This is a genomic window from Vibrio ulleungensis, assembly GCF_016900875.1.
Lineage (GTDB): Bacteria > Pseudomonadota > Gammaproteobacteria > Enterobacterales > Vibrionaceae > Vibrio > Vibrio ulleungensis.
In genome coordinates this window covers 307,437-326,737 of sequence record NZ_JAFEUM010000004.1, presented here as the reverse complement: position 1 = coordinate 326,737, position 19,301 = coordinate 307,437, and the positions used below count along the sequence as shown (strand labels likewise).

The following is a 19,301-nucleotide window of genomic DNA, read 5'->3' as shown; positions in this document are numbered from 1 at the left end:
TCCCGATCGATTTTTGACACGTAAATTATGGGCTTGAACGTAGGGCCAATGATAGCAAGGGTTTTCAGGTATTTTATTGCTGGGGTGTATGTTGTTTTGGGTGGTTTTTGTTAATATCCATAACGATCTTTGAACATTGCATTAAACTATTAATACTACAAATAAAAAGACGCCCACATGGCCTGTAATCATGTGGGCGTAATCGGCGTAGGGACCGAGCGGAGCATAACTGCTCCAGTTTCTTCCGTTATTGTATTGGGGGGGAAGTCTGAAACTACCGCGAATTATCGCCGTAATTTTAAAGTCTGTATTTCTTACCTAATTATAAAGCAACGATATGAACAACTATCGAAACAAATAACAGTCCTATACACGCCGCAATGACCAGCTGAACCGCAACGACCAGTGATGAAACGACCACCGACTTAAACATGTTCGATATAGCTGTTTTCATCTTGTCTGCGTTGTACCTATCTATAAGTGACGATGAGTCTATCTATTATTGCCTTACTCACTAAGTGGAACTAAGTATATTGTATTACAAATAAAAGTTAAACCCTTCTGAGTGGATTTATTAAGCAGATCACAAAAATACTGTTTATCTAAATGATTCATATCACTCAGAGGGATTTTAAGTAATTGATTTATAACAATTAAAATGATGTTGTGCTACAAGTTTAATAATTGGGGCTGCTTTAACTGAAATCTACTGAACTGTCGGTAAAGTCGTCATGATTGCGCTGAATTCTCATTTTTTGTATGACTTTACAGGTTCTGATTCTATTGGATGAGATGAGCGCCAATGACATCTACTTACATCGATACGCAATTACGAATCATTCTGGTTAAATTGATACAAGATAGTGTATTTGGAGCTTGACTCGAGGGGATATGGTAATGATTTTATAAAATTGTATGACTAATAATGTAAATTTTGTTTGTGTTACCTCACAAATATCAAAGCAAATACCCTAGTGGCACAAATATGTTGTGTCTCTTAAATATCCTTTTGCTATAGTGGGTTAAAGAGGTTTTTAGATTGAGTTTAGGTGTTTTTACCTTTTAATAAAAATTTACAGTGACCAGAATCACGGAACTTTTTCGACGCGACTTGTACCATTCCTCCCGTCGAATAAATCATACATTAACACAATAATAGGTTTGTACATGAACAAGCTCTCAAAAGTATCAATTGCAGTCGCTACTATGATTGCAGCCACAGCAGTATCAGCAACCAGCATTAACCTACGTCACGAGTACAACACTACTGGTGGTGACTACAAAAATCGCGACCGTATTACTGTTGCGCACCGTTTTGATAACGGTATTGGCTTTTCAGTAGAAGCAAAGTGGAAACATAAAGACGGTGGCTTCCTTACTGACATGGTGAGCAATGGCCACGAAGTAGGTATGAGCTACAACTACAAAATTGGTGAGTCTTTCACACTTCAACCTGCGTACGCGGCCGATTCTTCAGCTGATGGCACTGCTGTAACTCACAAATACAACCTACGTGGTATTCAACAAATTACAGACAACTGGGATGCTTCTCTACGTTACCGTTACGGTGACAAGCGTGCTCCAGAAGGCGATAACAGCAACTACCATCAGCTTAACTTTGTAACTAGCTACAAACTTGGCTGGGGTAAAGTTGGTATGGATCTAGAGTATAAAGACCTAGAAGAAGGCGGTTACAAAGATAAAGCTAGCGATCACCTAGTTAACTTCTTTGGTGAATACAACGGCTTCGAAAGCGGCTGGATCCCATTTGCAGAAGTAGGTGTTGTTACTTGGGACAAAAATAACGACGGTACTAAAGAAACTCACGGTATGCGTTACCGTGTAGGTGTGAAGTACAACTTCTAAGTTGAACGCACTCACTATATAGCGCATAGGGTAATTAGTTACTCGCAATAAAAAGCTCTTGTCGAAGACAAGAGCTTTTTTCGTTGGAAGTTAACCGTCTTTTTGTTGGGACAGTTAGTTTACTGGCTTAGTCGAAATAGCTTGGCAAAACATAGCGGTGTAGCGCTGTTCAGACGATTCATTTGCGCTAATAACAGCTCTGCTGTAGCTACAGCGTCTGTAAGAGCATTGTGCGCAGCATAAACCGGTAAATGATAGCGTTCTCGGGTCGTTCCGAGCGACACATCGGTATCGGGTCGATTTAATGAATTGGCCATGTGCTTTTCAATACACATGGTATCTAACCAAAGAAGAGGCAACCCTTGATGGTGAAAGCTTCTTTCCAAATATCGAGCAATGAAGCGCTGCTCGACCACAGTGGCATGGGCCACAATCACTTTACCTTCAGCAGCCTTAAAAAAAGCAGCCATAGCATCGTGTATCGATATTCCGGTTTTGAGCATTTCTGGAGTGATGTGATTGATCACCGCAGTTTCAGGTTTTATCTGTGATTTACTGTCGATAAGGATATGTTTAGAGGTTTGAAGGTCAATTCGATTGTCGGACATTTCTACCCAGCCCATCGACAGGATGCGATCTTCTGAGCTGTCGAGCCCAGTAGTCTCCAGATCCAGTGCAATATAATCAAGCGACTTCGCTTCTGTATCTAACGTCACTTCTGGCGAGGACGACAGCGCATAAAGCTGTTTGGGCAATTCAACACTGTGGTTATATTGCTCTCTCTCACGGAGAAACTTCGATAAAGGGTGAAACAGTTTGTTGTAGAGCTTCATTATCGATTTCCAAAGCGCACTTTTGCCGCATCCTGCAAATTACTAATGATTCTAAAGGCATCTTTAAGGTGTGTTCGCTCAAAGCTGCCAAACAAATTCGGATCGATGTTGTTGTCCGCAGGCTTTGCTTGCTTTAATGCGTCTAGCTGATGACTAAATCGAATCGACAAAATAAACTGGTATGCCCCTGTGATGTTACGCAGCGAATCTTCACTTAGAAGGCCATTCTTGGCAGCTTCAGCAAACCGTTCGTCGGTTGACGACGATTCACACTCCGCAGACAGTCCGTAGATCCGGGCGAGGTCGATGATAAGCGTGATAGCGTATTTCTTGATATCTAGGGTCTTTTTGTTTTCACCAGACTTTTCCAATACTAAGCTGTTAAAAATACCTAGTGGTGGGGTAGTGTTAATGGCGTCTCGCACCAAAATACCAAGAAACTCGCGGTTACTTCGAATGGCTTTGTGCATCTCTTCGCGCAAGGTCGTTTCAAAGTCTTTGTTGCCATAAACACTTCGAATTTCAAGAAAGACACTAATATTGAGTAGACGTTCATACTCTGGGTTTGAGACCCATTTCTTATAGTAATGTTTCCACATCGACAATGGTTGGCACCACTTTGGTGTCGCCGCCATATAGTTGCCTGGACACAATGGATAATCACATTTTGCTAAACCATTTGTGACGATGAGCGCCATATGTTTAAAGTAAATCTTGTCGCTGTCGGTCGCATCGTCGGCCAGTACCAGTGCGCTGTCTTGATCTGACAGCATATGAACTTCGTTTCGTGCATGAGAGCCCGCTACAATCCAAGAAAAATCGCATGGAGGTGCACCAAGCTTTTCTATGGCTATCTGAATGAGTCTGCGGGTATAGGCATCCATAATCATCGACATGACTTTACCGATCACTTCAGGGGCTACTTTACCTTCAACTAAGGCTTCGAATATTGCTTGTCGTTCTGGTGTGAAGCCGGCCAAGCTAGATATATCTTCCGCATATTTGATTTTTTCAATGAGGAATATCGCTTGCACGCGGTGGTTTTGAACCAAATGTGAGGTCGTTAACAAGCCTATTACTTTATTGTTTTCTACAACGGGCAAATTACGAATGTTAAACTGCATCATCACTGAGGCTGCGTGCAACACCAGATCATCGGGCTTAATGGTCAATGGTGAGTGCGTCATAACGGTAGAAATGGGCTGATCAATCGACACACCATGTGCGATGACTCGCTTGGTCATGTCTCTATCGGTGATTAGGCCGACCAGTTTGTCGTTGTCATACACTACTGCACAAGGGGAGCGCTGGATCACGCGCATATCGTGAGCCACATTTTGTATGGTGTCGTTAGCATTTACGACCGATATTCGGCCACTAGCTACCTCTTTCACTTGGCGTATGAATAGGCCCTTTTCTTTGTTCGACCAGACGACATCAAGCGCCGATTTGAGTCGTACTTGAGCTTGAGAAGCAAAATGTTCTGCGTATTCAGGATGCGCAACAAACAAGCTCTTTAACGCAGATTGTGGCACGACATACAGCAACGAGTCTTCAATGGCATTGGCAATGTAATCGTTGTCGCTGTCTTGTTCGCCGCTTAGAAAAGAAAACCCAAACAGATCTTCTGGGCCAAGTTTAGCTCTAAGTACACCGTCACGCTTACGCTGTTCGATGGAGCCCGTACGGACAATATACAGTGATTTGCTTTGCTCGTTCTCGCAAGGGTCAATGCTTTCGCCTTTGCCTAAATAGATAATTTGAATGTGCGAGCACAGTGGCTCTAACGCCGCTTTGGGGATCTTATCAAACGGTACAATTTGCGAGACAAATTGCACAATATTAGGAAAAAGTGAGTTTTGCATAATCGCCCTTATCGATTTATTTGTATTATTATATATCTAGAAGTTTCAGCTCATCAACCGATGGTTCTGATTATGTGAGATCTTTGTTAAGCCGAGCAGACATAAAAAAACCGCGTCATTAACTATGACGCGGTTTTTAGGATTTTGCGAGTGTCTAATTATAGACGATGTTTAGAATCGAGTAAGTGATTGGCAGACGCTGAACGTGCTTTATCGCTGTTTCCGGCCATTATCGCATCGTAAATTTGACGATGCTCTTCGATACACGTACTACCTTCTTCCGAAGAGTGAGCAATGAAATTCTCAAACATAGTAGTGAGAATGTTGCCAAACGGAAGATAGAAGTTATTGCCAGTCGCATTGAAGATAAGACTGTGGAACCTAGTATCGACGTCTAGCCAATTCTCTTGGTCAAACTCCGGAGCTTCTGACACTTCAACCATACGTTGGAACGTTTCTGACAGTTCTATACGTTGCTCTGCTGTAGCGTGAATCGCCGCTAGCGCACAGGCTTCAGGCTCAATGGCACGGCGTAATCCGAGGAACTGCTGACAGAATTGGTCGATATCGGCCAAGCCATCCATCCACTCGATAAGTTGAGGATCGAGAAAGTTCCAGTACGCTCTGTTGACGACACGAGTCCCCACTTTAGGCTTTGATTCGAGCAAGCCTTTAGACGTAAGAAGTTTTACCGCTTCACGTAACGCAGTCCGGCTGATACCAAATTGCTCACATAACGCCATTTCACCCGGCAGGATAGATCCTTGGGCAAGCTCACCAGACAAGATACCACGAGCGATCTCGCGAGCAACTTGCACATGTAGGCTACGTTTAGAGCCAGCAATTGAATTGAAAGAATTTGCCATACTTATTTACACTTATGTATTATTTAAGTGGTACTATACCACCCGCCTTATTGCACACCAATACAACAAGTCCATTAAGCAAGTATAGCTCACAGCTTATTCAGTCCAGTGTGGCTAAAGCGTGCGCGGATTCTATTTTTCTCGCATTGATGCAACCTACTCGTAACATATATTAATACAATATTTATATATGGCAGACCCCTTGGTGATGACTCTCACAATTTCCCCTAATAACTCAAGCTTTTTGCCAGATCTGGTCGTTTATTGACCGATGTCACTTGTGAAATAAATATCTTATTGTATTATTAATGGGTCGTTTCCTAAGCAATTACTGTGGATGCGACACAGAGCGTAGTCGTATTCGACAGCTCTTTTTCTTGTAAGTCCTTCTGCTGATTTTATTTTCTCTCAATATCAGATTGAATCAATCTAAGCACAAGAGTGGCTTATGCAGACGTTAACCCATGTATTTAGAGGTGTAACATGGCACAGTTTTCACTTGTGGAAGATTCTAGCCGAAAGATCCATGTGCAAGTTGCACGACAAATTGCCCGTAAAATATTGTCTGGCGAACTTAGTCCAAACGAAAAAATTCCCAGTGAGATCGAACTATGTGATTCTTTTGGTGTGAGTCGTACTGCCTTGCGTGAATCTACGAAACTTCTTTCTGCAAAGGGCTTGCTAATGTCCAAGCCGAAAGTAGGCACCACAATTCGCCCACGCAATCATTGGCACTTCCTTGACCCTCAGTTACTTGAGTGGATTCAAGATTTGGAAGATACCAAACCGTTTTTAAGCCAGTTTTTAGGACTGCGCAAAGCGATTGAGCCAGAAGCCTGTGCTCTCGCCGCAAGTAATGCGAACTCTGAACAACGTAAAGAGCTGTCTGTTGTATTTCAAAACATGACGGTTGCTGCCGAAAATTATGATTACGACATGTGGCGTGAGAACGACCATCAGTTTCATCAGTTGATTTTCCAATCAACGTCGAATCAGTTCTTTGTTCCGTTTGGCAATATTTTGTCGGCAATCTTTAAAGCGTTTATTGACGAAGCTGCAGAAGGCGGACGCTTCTGTATTGAAGAGCATCGCGATATTTACAATTCGATTATGGCCGGAGATGGAGAGCGCGCGCGCAATGCATCTGCAATGTTACTCAAGGATGACAACCAACGTTTGTCGAATTTAGAAGAGGCTATTGCTTAACTAACGCAATAGCCGTTTTATTCCTTGTAGTAATACGGTACACATGTCACCTCAGTCTTACGTTAAAAAAAATCTGTCATTAGCATGGCCGCTAGCGCTGAACGCGCTTCTCATGCAGTCCATGCTAATGATCGACACCCTTCTTATTTCACCATTAGGTGAAATTTCGTTAGCCGCAATGGGCATTGCCAGTACCATTGTTTTCTTTGTCTTAGGCATTCAAATTGCTTTAGCCAACGGTACTCAGTTGGTATTGAGTCGCGCCTATGGCTCAGGAGCCGAGAACTCGCTTCGCAAAGGTTTATGGTCAGGAATGAGCATTAACTTAAGTGTGGCGATGTTGTTTTTTGCGTTGATCAAACTGTTTGATCGTCAATTGATTGGTTTATTGACAGACGATGCAAGCCTAACCACAGAAGTTTTACGCTACCTCGACGTTTCATTGTATATCGTGCTATTCAACGCGATTACTCAGGTAATGATCGCGCTGTTTAATGCTGTCGGACGCACCAAAATTCCTTTTAAAGGGTATCTACTCGAACTTCCCATTAACGTTGCAGCATCGTACCTGTTAATTTTTGGTACCGGTGATTGGGACGGGTTGGGTGTTCAAGGCGCAGCTGCTGGTAGTTTGATTGCCATTTTTGTGCGAATGCTATTTTTAGGGAGCTGTGTCAGACTCTATCACGCACCATTGCTGGACTGGTCGAAACTCGATGCGTCTTTACGTCAAAATATGCGTAATCACTTTAAAGAGATATTCCCTGTTGCTGCTAACATGACGATGTTGCAAACCGGTGCGACCATCTACATGTTGATCCTATCTCAGTTGCCGCTTAGCGCTTATGTAGCGATTACTTTGATCATGCCGTGGGTTAGAGCAGGAACACAGTTTATCACTGCGTGGGCGCACTCTTCGGCTATCACAGTTAGCCAAGCGATTGGCTCAGGACAAATGGGTGATCTACGCAAAAACGTCGACGTGAGTATTGATATTGCGGTGGTCATTTCGCTGTTCTCTGCTTTATTGTTTGCAGCATTGAGCTTGGTGTTACCCCATATCTATCCCGATCTTGACGATGCAACCTATTATGCATTAATGGCGATTGCACCCTTGTACATCTTCTTGCCTATTGTGAGAGGGTACAATACGGTTCATGGCCATGTATTAAGAGCGCTTGGTAGAACGACATCTGTGTTTAAGATAAACTTTACCGGCCAATGGGTTATTTCACTGCCGTTGTGTGCATTAATCGTGATTGGATTAGATGGGTCAATATTTTGGGCCTTTGCGGTTTTCCCAATTGAAGAGTTGGTTAAGATGCTACCATTTCGCTATCTAGCTAGAAAGTCACTGGATGAATTCGATATGAGTAAAGCTGAGAAGTTAATGTACGATTAACTTCTCGTTCGCTGCTTTATGCTTGCGCGCGGGAGGTGAACGACAATAAAACCCCTGCACTCATAAACACTGAGCCACTGATTCGGTTAAACATTTTTGCTCGTCCTGCCGCTAATAGCCACTTTGACGAGCGACTCCCCAAGTACCCGTAAAACACCAGCCACGAGAGCTCAAAAACTGCAAAGGTCGATGCAAAAATCAGATACTGGTTCCACAGCGATGCACTAGGATCGATGAATTGTGGAAACAGCGCAGTAAAGAAGACGATGGCTTTTGGGTTGCTAGCACCAACAATAAATCCGCTGGTGAACTGTTTTGAGGCATTGGTGGGTTGGTGCGACGTTGTAGTTTCGGTGGTGTACTCTTGCTGTGACGATCGAAACGCTTGCCAACCTAAATAGACCAAATACGCGGCACCACACCATTTTACCAAGTTAAACACTACTTCCGATGACGCAATGATTACACCCAGCCCAGTAAAGGAAAGGCTAAGTATGATTGTAATAGCGCTCAAGCTGCCAAGAGCGGTAAAGGTTGCACTTCGTATGCCTTGCGTAACCCCTTTGCTCATGCAAAGCAGTGAGCTAGGACCGGGAGAGGCCGTGAGCACTAATATTGCGAGGGCGTAAAGTATCCATGTGTCCAATGTCATTAGACCTCCTTGTTGTATTCGTAATTGCCAATTCCGTTGGCAATGCACTGTTGAATTATCAGCCTACCATATGTTGCGATGCTGTTGCTACAAAGTATCAATGTACAGTCAGTAGATGGGGGCGGGGCGCGAGTTGCGCTCCAGCACCATAGTGGTATTACGGTTACCTAATCTTAACAGCAGTCCCACTGACGCTCACCATCAGCATGCTGCCACCTTGTCCAACGACTTCGTAGTCAATATCAATGCCCACAATGCCATTAGCGCCAAGCTCTTTGGCTCGGTCTTCCATTTCTTGGAATGCAATCTCTCTCGCTCGTCCCATCTCTTTTTCATACGCTCCAGAGCGCCCGCCCACGATATCGCGAATCGAACTGAAAAAATCTTTAAATACGTTGGCACCAAGAATGGCTTCACCAACAACGATGTCGAGATAATCGGTAATTTCACGTCCGTCGACGGTTGACGTTGTGGTCTTTAGCATGGAATGTCCTTATTCTAAAATTAAACTATTACGCTAATTAACATAGAGTTAGCGCTTGTAGATACTAGAACAAGAGCGAGTAGAAGTCACTGGGGTATCAAAAGGAGGGGGGCAAAGGTTTGCTACTAAAGTGAAGTTTCAATAATTGAGAGCGCTTTACGTGCCGTGGATGATTAAGTGAAAGGCTCACTAACCGAGGCCATTCATCGCATTTTCAAGAGCGGTGTGGAACAGTTCGGCGATGGACTCGGGCGAGTGAAGCTCGAACCCAAAATGAGCCACAGCGATCCAAAACATTCCTATTGCCACTAAAAAGACTAGGTATTCTTTTATCATGGTTTACCCCCAAGTTGATTCAGTATGCGAACAAACGGTGAGCATCGCCTCGTCGCTGAGAGTGATATTCTCTCCAACGCTTTGGTATGAACTCTCTACGTTTAATTGCGACTTAAAGTTCTCCAGTTGCAGTGATTTCAGCCTTTAGCATGAGTAGTATTGCGTGCGTTAACGAATCGGGGAGCCTTGCTTAAGAATGGCAAAAATGGGTATTGAGGGTGTCGAATGTATGGCAAACTATCGTGAGTTCAATCGACATGTCTTAAAGGGCAAACGTGAATAAGTTCGAACAGCGGATCCTGCAAGTTACAGGCGCAAACACCATTTCAAACATTGAAACGCTCCAAACGCTATGGGGCGGATACGGGGCATTATTGCGGGTTAGTTTGGTTGGTGGTTTATATCGAAGCGTAATCACTAAGCAGATAGATCTTCCTGACTTTTCTGAGAAGGAAGCGCATCCGAGAGGTTGGGATACCCAGTTGTCGCACGCTAGAAAGTTGAAATCGTACCAAGTGGAGCTTGCCTGGTATGAACAGTACGCTTCGTTATGCGATGAAAATCATAAAGTCCCGCAGTGCATCGATAGTGCGCGTGAAGGGCAGTCGATGATGTTTATTCTCGAAGACCTTGCAGCGGTAGGGTATCCGAACGCACTCTCATCTCCCACAGAAGCGGCCATTTATGCGGGGTTAAGTTGGTTGGCCTCCTTTCACGCCCACTTTATGAATGTTGCCCCTAAGGGACTATGGGATGAAGGCACTTATTGGCATCTAAATACCCGCCCAGATGAGCTTGCTGTTCTTCAAGATCAAACACTTAAGCAAGCGGCCAACGATATTGATTTGCTACTATCGAACAGTAAATATCAAACTTTAGTTCATGGCGACGCAAAGTTGGCTAATTTTTGCTTCTCAAACTCACACCAAATAGCGGCTGCAGTGGATTTTCAGTACGTGGGTCGTGGATGTGGAATGAAGGATGTGGCGCTTTTTTTATCGAGCGTTCTCACATTTGAAGAGACACCGAAGCAGGTTGAGACTTACCTACAGCACTATTTTCGAGAATTAACGAGTTCGTTGGAACAGTTCCAGCCTAGCCTTGATGCCGAGGACGTTGTGGCAACATGGATGAAACTCTATCCAGTCGCGTGGGCAGACTTTCAGCGATTTGTAAAAGGTTGGAGTCCGGATCATTGGAAGATCAATCCATTTACCGAATCTCTCACAGAGCAAGCAATATCACTATTGCCTGCTCTTAAACGCGAGCTGCTTTCAAGGCGCTAATCGTGTACAGGCCCTAATTATGGGTTTTAGCGCTGGCTTGAGCGTTGCCTTGTTTGTCGCCACCGGCTTTGCGAACTCGTTTATGGCGAGGGTTCTTAGAAATCGGCTTGTTACCGCGACGAGCGGCTCCAGAGCGTTGACCGTCATTGTGTTCGTCTTTCTTAGCTGTGCTATTGCCCATCGGCTTTTTGGGTTTCTTTGGCTTTTTCGCCTTGGCCGCTCGATTATCAAGACGTGATTCTGGCACAGGGTTGACCGCTGTGAAATCTGGGTGTTCGATACGTGGTAATAATGCTTTGGTCAAACGCTCAATGGCGAATAACTCTTTAGTTTCATCATTACACACCAAGGATACTGCTTCGCCAACCGCACCAGCGCGGCCTGTGCGGCCAATACGGTGCACGTAATCTTCGGCAACGTGCGGCAAATCGAAGTTAACAACAAACGGCAGGTGAGCGATGTCGATGCCACGCGCAGCAATGTCTGTCGCGACCAACGCTTGAATCTCACCATTTTTAAACCCAGCCAGTGCCTTGGTACGTGCTCCTTGGCTTTTATTACCATGAATAGGTGCCGAGGTGATGCCTTGTTTTTCTAGATGAGCACTAAGGCGGTTGGCACCGTGTTTGGTTCTGGCAAAAATCAGTACCTGTTTCCAGTTATGCTGTTTAATCAAGCTCACCAGCAGTGGTGCTTTCTTACGTTTATCAGTGATGTAGATTGACTGTTTAACGGTCTCTGCAGTGGTGTTACGTGGGCTCACAGAAACTTCTACTGGATCAGAGACTAAGCCCTTTGCGAGCTCCCGAATCTCATCGGAGAATGTCGCTGAGAACAGCAAGTTTTGGCGTTTCTTTGGCAGAACAGCCAAGATTTTTTTGATGTCTCTAATAAAGCCCATGTCGAGCATGCGATCTGCTTCATCCAAAACCAAAACTTCTAGCTGATCAAATCTCACCGCTTTTTGTTGGAACAGATCCAAAAGTCGGCCAGGAGTGGCAACCAAAATGTCCACGCCTTTGCGCAGCGCCATCATTTGTGGGTTGATTTTTACTCCACCAAAGACAACTTGAGTGTTGAGGCGAGTATGACGGCTGTATTGATGAGCATTGTCTTGAACCTGTGCGGCTAATTCTCGGGTCGGGGTTAATACCAACGCACGTACTTGATTGCTTTTTACTTTAGGGCCATTAGAAAGGTTTTCTAAAATAGGCAGAACAAAGCTGGCAGTTTTACCGGTTCCGGTCTGTGCCGCTGCCATGATGTCTTTACCTTGGATCACCACAGGAATAGATTGTGCTTGGATGGGAGTGGGCTCTGAATATCCTTGCTCCTCAATTGCTTTAAGAAGAGGGGCGGATAGTCCAAGGGTAGAAAAGCTCATATTCGGTGCTCATTTTGACAGTGATGCTAGGGAGTAGCATAAGGCTGCGTATTGTGAAGAGAGTGCACCCAATATGCAAATTTAAATGTATTGTACAAAGTGTGAGGAATATTGCGGTGTTTCGACTATAATCGTGCCAACTTCCCGCATCCCAACCTTAAAGTCGTTGGAATGCCTATTCCATTACCTTATTACAGGCGCAGCTTTGAGTAATTTATCTTTTTCGGCATTATCGATGGATGCCAGTCTTCTATCCAACCTTGAGTCTTTAGGTTATCAATCGATGACCGCTATACAGGCGCAAAGTTTGCCGTTAATTCTTGATGGCAAAGACGTGATTGGGCAAGCAAAAACGGGCTCAGGGAAGACAGCTGCGTTTGGTCTTGGTTTGTTAAACAATCTGAACGTAAAGCGATTTAGAGTGCAGTCGTTGGTACTGTGTCCAACACGTGAATTAGCGGATCAGGTTGCCCAAGAAATTCGTAAACTAGCGCGCGGTATTCATAACATTAAAGTACTGACGTTATGCGGCGGTATGCCAATGGGGCCTCAAATTGGCTCTCTAGAGCACGGTGCACACATTCTAGTAGGAACGCCAGGACGTATTCTTGATCATCTAGATAAAGGCCGTATTAACTTAAACGAGTTAAACACGCTAGTTTTAGATGAAGCCGATCGCATGCTCGATATGGGCTTTCAGGATGCGTTGGACGCGATTGTTGAGCAAGCGCCTGTTGAGCGCCAATCGTTGCTGTTTAGTGCGACCTTTCCAAAGCAGATCCAGTCGATCTCCGAACGCATTCTAAATAACCCAACGGTTATTAAAGTAGAAGCAACTCACGACCATTCAACGATTAAGCAGCACTTCTATAAGGTTGAAGGCCGTGAAGAGCGTGATGAGGCGTTAGAGCTATTGCTCCTTCACTATCGTCCAGAGTCTACGGTTGTGTTCTGTAATACCAAAAAAGAGACCCAAGAAATTGCAGATGGTCTTAATTACCTCGGCTTCAGTGTTACTGCTCTGCATGGGGACATGGAGCAGCGGGAACGCGATCAGGCATTAATTCAATTTGCCAATAAAAGCATTTCAATATTGGTGGCAACTGATGTTGCAGCGCGTGGTTTGGATGTGGACAATTTGGATGCGGTTATTAACTACCAGTTATCTCGCGATCCAGAGGTTCACGTTCACCGTATTGGACGTACCGGGCGTGCGGGAAGTAAAGGTCTGGCGTGTAGCTTCTATAGCGACAATGAAAGCTATAAAGTGGCGTTGATCGACGAGTATATGAATCAGGCGATTGAGGCTGAGCCATTACCTGATTCTGTTGCATTGCAAAATAAACCCTATGACTCGGCAATGCGCACCATACAGATTGATGGTGGCAAGAAGCAAAAACTGCGCCCTGGTGATATCTTAGGAGCACTGACTAGCGGCGGAGAACTTACTGGCGACAGTATTGGTAAAATCAAAGTGCAAGCGATGCGTGCATATGTTGCGGTTGAAAAAGGGATCGCTAAGAAAGCGCTGAACAAAATTCAAAACGGCAAAATGAAAGGCCGTCAGTTTAGAGCTCGATTGATTCAGCAGTAAACTACTAGGCAACAGGCAGCGGCTTTCGAGTCGTTGCGTAAACTAGGCTATGTAAAAAATAAATGCCCCTGAAGTGTATGCTTCAGGGGCATTTATTTTAAGAATCTTATACCAACCTCTACCACTCAGGCGAGTTCGTTCATCTTACGGAGCCTGTATTGATGAGTTTTTTACATAAAGGCGCGCTAGCAGTGATTGCTAGTTGATGCGATTCACTGTGTTTATTTCTTCATCATCTTAGCGAGATCCGCAAACGGGTTGTGCGTGGCAGTTTCATGGTCGTCCAATCGTGCCGTTGCTTCAACGCCATAACGCTCGTGATCGAGATATTTAGAGTGTTCGTGATCATGGCAATATAGGCAAAGGAGTTCCCAGTTACTGCCATCTTCGGGATTATTGGTGTGGTCATGGTCGACGTGATGCACGGTTAATTCGCGAAGATTTGAGTAAACAAATTCACGTGCACACTTTCCACATACCCAAGGGTATAGTTTGAGTGCTTTTTCGCGATAGCCTTGCTCTGCGCGTGCATAGGCGGCACTTGAGCCTGTGTAATCTGAAGACATAATTCAACCCTATATATGATGACGGACTATCGGCCTATTATCGCAAGCTTCCTGTATAGAGTACATAGCAAAAAGCCCCGCTGTCACACAAGTAAACTTGATGACAGCGGGGCTTTTACTAATCTTTTAGATTACTTCTTTAGACCTGTGAAGTAGTCAAAGATTACTGGTACGTCGTTTTGGCCAAGACCTGCATCAACTGCAGCTTGTAGGCTTTGAGAAGTACCTTGAGCAATTAGAGACTCAGTACCTAGCTCTTCACAAAGAGCAAGGAAGTAACCAAGGTCTTTGTTTGCGTTAGCAACAGAGAAGCCTAGTTTTTCTTCGCCGTCTACAGCGTAGAACTTACAGAACTGCATGAACGGAGAGTTTGATGGGCCTGCAGACATGATGTCAAACAGTTGTTGGCCATCTACGCCAGCAAGCTTAGCAACAGCAAATGCTTGAGACATAGTCGCAACAGTAGTCATACCCATGAAGTTGTTTACTAGCTTAGTAACGTGACCTGAACCCAGCGCACCGAGGTAGAATACGTTTTCGCCTTGCTCGTCAAGAACAGGCTTAACTTTATCGAAAGTCGCTTGGTCGCCAGCAGCCATGATGTTTAGAAGACCATCTTTAGCGTGAGCAGGAGTACGGCCAAGAGGAGCATCGATCATACCAGCGCCTTTAGCTGCTAGGTCTGCACCAATTTTCTTAGTTGAAGCTGGGATAGAAGTACCGAAGTCAACAAGAACTGCGCCTTCTTTAATACCAGCAAGAACGCCGTCTTCACCGTAAACGATTTTTTCTACAACTGCAGAAGTTGTTAGACAGAATTGAACGATGTCACTAGCTGCAGCAAGTTCTTTTGCTGAAGTGAACGCAGTAGCATTACCACGATCAGTAACGCGAGCAACAGCCTCAGCGCTTAGGTCCATTACGTTTACGTGGTAGCCACGCTTCTGTAGGTTTTCAACCATGTTGCCGCCCATAAGGCCCAGGCCGATGAAACCAATTACTGGTTTAGTCATTGTTTGCTCCTGAAATATCATATTGTATTACTATATGCCCAAGAGTATACATCTTGTTTTGGATTTGGCAATCTTAAAATGACTCGAAATTTGCGCTTGATCGTGTTTTAACCAACTTAGCATCTTAGTAGAGTGACCATCATCGACAAACATATATGTTTCAACGTTCAATTGAGTCTTATTTCATAAACGCGATAGCGTGCCTAATACTGTAGTTGGTGTTTTAACTATCTGGCAGAGTAATGCGGTAATGAACAGGCTAAATCAATCAGCGTGATTAGCCCATTCATAGTACAATTGACCTAGAAAGAGGGGTTTTAGGCAAATTAACCCGTATAAACGGATGAAAGTTGTTGGACTAACGGTGTGAGGATTCAAGTTCTAATAAGAACTTCTTACGCTCGATACCTCCCGCATACCCAGCAAGTTTACCGTCAGCGGCGATCACTCGGTGGCACGGTATAAAGACTGAAATTGGGTTTCTGCCATTGGCGGTTCCAACAGCTCGAATTGCAGCAGGGTTATCTATGGCATTGGCTAACTGTTTATAACTCCAGGTTTCGCCATACGGAATGGTGGTTAGTGCTTTCCAAACACTGGCTTGAAATGCCGTTCCAGCCAAATCAAATGGGATCTCAAAGTGAGTACGCTCACCCGCAAAATACTGCTTTAACTGCTTTGAAGCGAGAATGAGGTGTGGATGCTCTTCATTGAGTTTGCCTAAATCGTCAGGTTGGGTGGTATGGGTCTCAAACCACGCCCCTGTGATCCCAATATCGGTACATTGAAGAGTGATGTTACCAAGAGGGGATGAAGTCGTTTTGTAGTATTTCATGCTAAGTTCCATAAATGAAATGTGGCATAGCTGCCCCAGGGTGAGGCTGTTTTTCCATTGAGGTTTGGAAAACGCTGACTGACTTTTTTGACAATAAGGTCGCCTTCCAAATAACAATCGGGGTCACTTTGGCTTCGCAGAGTGGCGTAGTTGACAGTCCAAGGGCCGATTCCTTTTATCTCCAACCAAGATTTCACTGGTGCATCGGGCGCTTCAACAAGAAACTGCGCTAAGCGAACCAGCGTGTCTTTTCGCGCTTGTGGTAAGCGCATAAAGTTAAGGTCACTTTTTGCGACTTGAAGAGGCGTGGGAAACTGCAGCGGTTTGTTTTGTTGGGAAAAGCCAGCGATAAACCGATTGAGTTGGGTGATGGCCCCTTTAACCGAGACCTGCTGCCCCAAAATCGCTCTAACACCAGCCTCCCATTGGCTCCAGACACCGGGAATGCGTAGGCCTGTTGTTTGGACTAAGTCTGGGTCTATATGTCTTAAGTGGTCTTCAATCACAGAGGTGTTGGCATCTAGATCGAACATTTGCCGCACTTTATTCACCAATTGTTGAAGCTGACTTATATCGTCTAGCTCGAACTGCATCTGTATATGCTTATTATCGTAGGGACTGAGCTTGAAAAAGACGTTGCTTTCGCCCAACTGGCAATGCCTTGCATAAATGTCGTTTTCGACTGACTCTATACCGCTTATGACTCGTAATCGGTAGAAATCCATCATGTGTGACCAATTTAGAGTGCCTTGAAACGGAATCAAGATAGATCTAACCAAATGCGAATGAGGGGTTCTTCTTAGCTCAGACGGGGTGAGTTTAAGGGTCTTTTTAAACGCATCATTGAATCGGCGAATACTGTTAAATCCACTGGCGTAACCAATGTCGGTTACCGACAGGTTGCTGCTATGCAGCAGTTGTTTGGCAAAGAGCAATTGATGGTTTAGCGCATATTGCTTTGGAGACATTCCCAAGTAGTGGTCGAAAAGCTGTCTTAGGTACCTATCACTGATCCCGAGTTTGTCCGATAGTTGAGTCAGAGAATGGGTGTGCAAAATACCTTGTTGGATCAATGATACTGCACGTGACAATGTGGTTTCGGTCCCATTCCATGCATTGGAATGGGGAGCACTGTCTGGGCGACAGCGGAGGCAAGGGCGGTAGCCCGCCTGTACAGCTTGCGCGCGGTCAATAAAGTATTCGACATTTTCTTCTTTAGGAAGCGTTGCTGGACAAATAGGACGGCAAAATATGTGCGTGGTTTTTACTGCTACAAAAAATCGACCGTCGAAACGTTTGTCTCGTGCCAGCCGAGCTTGTTTAAATTGGTCAGCATTGTAGTGAACTATATTGTCAGTCATTGTGATGCAACGTTGTTGAGTACTTGGTACCCATAATACGTTATATCTCCCCTGCCACTAGCCATTTTCGGAACTGTACGTAAAAATGAGTTTTGGTTCTCACTGGCGTTAGCATGTAAGTGAAATGACTCTTAACTCAAAGACAGGTTAATCTTTGAATGTGGCTGTCAATTAGGTAGCGTGAGTATCAAGCTTGAACCACAAAAGACTGCACAAATAAAGGTGGCCAACGATAAGGCCCGGAAGGATAGCGAAGAGAATTTGCTGGCTTTGGTTAAAGGTATGAAGAAGACTAGGAACCGTGCATAGCAATAGTGAGCAACCAATGAAAACAACGAGCTTTGATTGAAAACGCACAAACAGCCAACTTGCCAGTTGCCCAAGAAAAAGTGTCGACAAAAAGGCGAAACTTCCTTGGACCATCGCCGCACTTAGTGACTCGGTCAAGGCTTGAGAGTCTTGAACCCAGAATGCCCATCCACCATACCCAAGCGCCGCTAGGCTAGCACTTGGGACAGGTTGAAGCAGTGTTTTGATTAAGTTATGGAGCATTACTTGATGACAGCTGGCCAGTTTTGATCGGCTTTAACAATCAACGCATCGCGATCCGCCAACCATTTCTTTTGAATCGATTTATTGTAGTTCAAATACAGCTTGCCATTGACGATCTCAAACTGCGTCGGGTCACTGCTGGCGGTTTTACCTTGTGACACTGCCCAGGCGCAATAGCCGCCGTATTGTGGGGCGTATTTTTCAGGCTCTTTGAGGAACAGTTCGAGATTGTCTGCGCTGCTAAATTGCCATGTAGCTCCTTGCCACTGTGTTTGATACGCCTTACCCCCTTCAACCGCTTTCTGTTGAGTGTGGTAAGCCACTGTGTCATAGCCACTGACCGCGAGATCGTTGGTCCATGAGGTTGAGATTGCGTCTTTAGCAAAAACGCCAGTAGATAGCAGCACGCTGCATAGTAGCAATAGAAAACGTTGTATTGACTGGGTCATAGTTCTTCCTTTATTTCATGATGTCACTTCAAATACCAGACCGTGTGATATTGGGTTTTCTTTCAATAATTTTTGATTACGAAAGCGCGTAACAGTCGACTCGTCAAAATACTGCAAACGTGTTGCCGTGTCGGTTACTCTTGCCTGACAAATACTTTTGGTGTGTGCTTCGTGACGATCCATCAGTACCGATTGCGTTTCAGCGCTTGGAGTCTGTTGAAGATGAAAGTCACGGAGCACCGACTGTGCTAGTTCGGATGGGGCCATTGATCTAGGCAGTTTCTGCTGCCAATCTTTAAACAGTGATTGTCGATAATCGAGCACTTGGTTCGTGTTGAGCGCACTGGAACTAAAAGAGAAATGGGATTCTGTGTGTTGCTTGAGCCTCACGTCGATGCCATCCCAACTCAGTTGCCAAGTCTGCTGGTTATCACTAGCAATAAGATCAAATGGGTTATAGTCATGCAGTGCTCGAGCATCCAGTTCTGCTATTTGTGACGCTGATAACCAAGTGTTCAAGAAGTGGGGGATAAGTAACCCGCGACTTTTATGGCCATTCGGGTTACTTGCTTGATAACGATTTAGTAGCGCCAATACCAACCCTTTTTGATTGGCGCCAAACCATGTCCCACCGGCAAGGCTATCTGTTGGAAAAAGGCGGTGTGGCTGGCTGTGGGTCAGTTGTTGAAAATCGCCTTCGTGACGTGAGCGTGCCTCATCTCGATTCATTGTGATGATCCGAGTTGAGCCA

General features: G+C 44.8%; 20 protein-coding genes. 5 read left to right on the top strand and 15 right to left on the bottom strand.

The window, feature by feature from the left end; genetic code table 11:
• Nucleotides 1–322 precede the first annotated feature (322 nt).
• The gene (locus tag JQC93_RS20405) at nucleotides 323–454 is read right to left on the bottom strand and encodes a hypothetical protein (protein ID WP_268980173.1); all 132 of its coding nucleotides are present in this window, start codon (nucleotides 452–454) and stop codon (nucleotides 323–325) included.
• Between the two features lie 713 nt (nucleotides 455–1,167).
• Between JQC93_RS20405 and JQC93_RS12330 the strand changes: the two genes are divergently transcribed.
• On the top strand, nucleotides 1,168–1,866 hold the full coding sequence (locus JQC93_RS12330; RefSeq protein WP_205158745.1) for an oligogalacturonate-specific porin KdgM family protein: 699 nt from the start codon (nucleotides 1,168–1,170) through the stop codon (nucleotides 1,864–1,866).
• 119 nt (nucleotides 1,867–1,985) lie between these two features.
• Here the strand turns inward: JQC93_RS12330 and JQC93_RS12325 are convergent, their stop codons facing one another.
• The 3 genes from JQC93_RS12325 to JQC93_RS12315 form a co-directional block, all read right to left on the bottom strand.
• Entirely contained in the window at nucleotides 1,986–2,699 is a 714-nt protein-coding gene (locus JQC93_RS12325) for a 3'-5' exonuclease (protein ID WP_205158744.1), read from the bottom strand.
• Nucleotides 2,699–4,564: a DUF294 nucleotidyltransferase-like domain-containing protein gene (locus JQC93_RS12320; protein WP_205158743.1), complete on the bottom strand. Its 1,866-nt coding sequence runs from the start codon at nucleotides 4,562–4,564 to the stop codon at nucleotides 2,699–2,701. The genes JQC93_RS12325 and JQC93_RS12320 overlap by 1 nt, the downstream gene beginning before the upstream one ends.
• A 158-nt stretch (nucleotides 4,565–4,722) precedes the next feature.
• Nucleotides 4,723–5,430, bottom strand: coding sequence for a FadR/GntR family transcriptional regulator (locus JQC93_RS12315; RefSeq protein WP_205158742.1), 708 nt, complete (start codon nucleotides 5,428–5,430; stop codon nucleotides 4,723–4,725).
• Between the two features lie 483 nt (nucleotides 5,431–5,913).
• Between JQC93_RS12315 and JQC93_RS12310 the strand changes: the two genes are divergently transcribed.
• Both JQC93_RS12310 and JQC93_RS12305 read left to right on the top strand, forming a co-directional pair.
• The gene (locus JQC93_RS12310; RefSeq protein WP_205158741.1) at nucleotides 5,914–6,636 is read left to right on the top strand and encodes a FadR/GntR family transcriptional regulator; all 723 of its coding nucleotides are present in this window, start codon (nucleotides 5,914–5,916) and stop codon (nucleotides 6,634–6,636) included.
• Nucleotides 6,637–6,748: 112 nt separating this feature from the next.
• Nucleotides 6,749–8,038, top strand: coding sequence for an MATE family efflux transporter (locus JQC93_RS12305; protein WP_236009524.1), 1,290 nt, complete (start codon nucleotides 6,749–6,751; stop codon nucleotides 8,036–8,038).
• A 16-nt stretch (nucleotides 8,039–8,054) separates the two neighbouring features.
• Here JQC93_RS12305 and JQC93_RS12300 read toward each other — a convergent pair whose 3' ends face one another.
• The 3 genes from JQC93_RS12300 to JQC93_RS12290 all read right to left on the bottom strand — a co-directional run bounded on the left by JQC93_RS12300 (nucleotide 8,055) and on the right by JQC93_RS12290 (nucleotide 9,510).
• Entirely contained in the window at nucleotides 8,055–8,690 is a 636-nt protein-coding gene (locus JQC93_RS12300; RefSeq protein ID WP_205158739.1) for a LysE family translocator, read from the bottom strand.
• Nucleotides 8,691–8,853: 163 nt separating this feature from the next.
• Nucleotides 8,854–9,174: a heavy metal-binding domain-containing protein gene (locus JQC93_RS12295; RefSeq protein WP_084884965.1), complete on the bottom strand. Its 321-nt coding sequence runs from the start codon at nucleotides 9,172–9,174 to the stop codon at nucleotides 8,854–8,856.
• Nucleotides 9,175–9,363: 189 nt separating this feature from the next.
• A complete protein-coding gene (locus tag JQC93_RS12290; protein WP_205158738.1) occupies nucleotides 9,364–9,510 on the bottom strand; it encodes a hypothetical protein in 147 nt (48 codons plus the stop codon).
• 275 nt (nucleotides 9,511–9,785) lie between these two features.
• Between JQC93_RS12290 and JQC93_RS12285 the strand changes: the two genes are divergently transcribed.
• Nucleotides 9,786–10,796 (top strand): aminoglycoside phosphotransferase family protein, encoded by a 1,011-nt coding sequence (locus tag JQC93_RS12285; protein ID WP_205158737.1) that lies wholly within the window; start codon nucleotides 9,786–9,788, stop codon nucleotides 10,794–10,796.
• Between the two features lie 13 nt (nucleotides 10,797–10,809).
• Here JQC93_RS12285 and JQC93_RS12280 read toward each other — a convergent pair whose 3' ends face one another.
• Nucleotides 10,810–12,180 (bottom strand): DEAD/DEAH box helicase, encoded by a 1,371-nt coding sequence (locus JQC93_RS12280; RefSeq protein WP_205158736.1) that lies wholly within the window; start codon nucleotides 12,178–12,180, stop codon nucleotides 10,810–10,812.
• Nucleotides 12,181–12,385: 205 nt separating this feature from the next.
• Between JQC93_RS12280 and dbpA the strand changes: the two genes are divergently transcribed.
• Entirely contained in the window at nucleotides 12,386–13,774 is a 1,389-nt protein-coding gene (gene dbpA, locus JQC93_RS12275) for an ATP-dependent RNA helicase DbpA (protein ID WP_205158735.1), read from the top strand.
• A 221-nt stretch (nucleotides 13,775–13,995) separates the two neighbouring features.
• On the opposite strand, the gene JQC93_RS12270 is transcribed toward dbpA, so the two are convergent.
• From JQC93_RS12270 to JQC93_RS12240, 7 genes are all read right to left on the bottom strand, one after another.
• On the bottom strand, nucleotides 13,996–14,340 hold the full coding sequence (locus tag JQC93_RS12270; RefSeq protein ID WP_084884958.1) for a YajD family HNH nuclease: 345 nt from the start codon (nucleotides 14,338–14,340) through the stop codon (nucleotides 13,996–13,998).
• 131 nt (nucleotides 14,341–14,471) lie between these two features.
• A complete protein-coding gene (locus tag JQC93_RS12265; RefSeq protein ID WP_205158734.1) occupies nucleotides 14,472–15,353 on the bottom strand; it encodes an NAD(P)-dependent oxidoreductase in 882 nt (293 codons plus the stop codon).
• A gap of 358 nt (nucleotides 15,354–15,711) precedes the next feature.
• Nucleotides 15,712–16,188 carry a methylated-DNA--[protein]-cysteine S-methyltransferase gene (locus tag JQC93_RS12260; RefSeq protein WP_205158733.1) on the bottom strand — a complete coding sequence of 159 codons (477 nt, stop codon included), beginning with the start codon at nucleotides 16,186–16,188 and terminating at the stop codon, nucleotides 15,712–15,714.
• Nucleotides 16,185–17,549 (bottom strand): DNA-3-methyladenine glycosylase 2 family protein, encoded by a 1,365-nt coding sequence (locus JQC93_RS12255; protein WP_205158732.1) that lies wholly within the window; start codon nucleotides 17,547–17,549, stop codon nucleotides 16,185–16,187. Before JQC93_RS12255 ends, JQC93_RS12260 begins: the two co-directional genes overlap by 4 nt.
• Nucleotides 17,550–17,720: 171 nt before the next feature.
• Entirely contained in the window at nucleotides 17,721–18,101 is a 381-nt protein-coding gene (locus tag JQC93_RS12250; RefSeq protein WP_205158731.1) for a hypothetical protein, read from the bottom strand.
• Complete coding sequence (locus JQC93_RS12245) at nucleotides 18,101–18,550, bottom strand: YHS domain-containing (seleno)protein (protein WP_205158730.1); 450 nt, start codon at nucleotides 18,548–18,550, stop codon at nucleotides 18,101–18,103. The genes JQC93_RS12250 and JQC93_RS12245 overlap by 1 nt, the downstream gene beginning before the upstream one ends.
• A gap of 15 nt (nucleotides 18,551–18,565) precedes the next feature.
• On the bottom strand, nucleotides 18,566–19,279 hold the full coding sequence (locus tag JQC93_RS12240) for an NRDE family protein (RefSeq protein ID WP_205158729.1): 714 nt from the start codon (nucleotides 19,277–19,279) through the stop codon (nucleotides 18,566–18,568).
• Nucleotides 19,280–19,301: the final 22 nt, after the last annotated feature.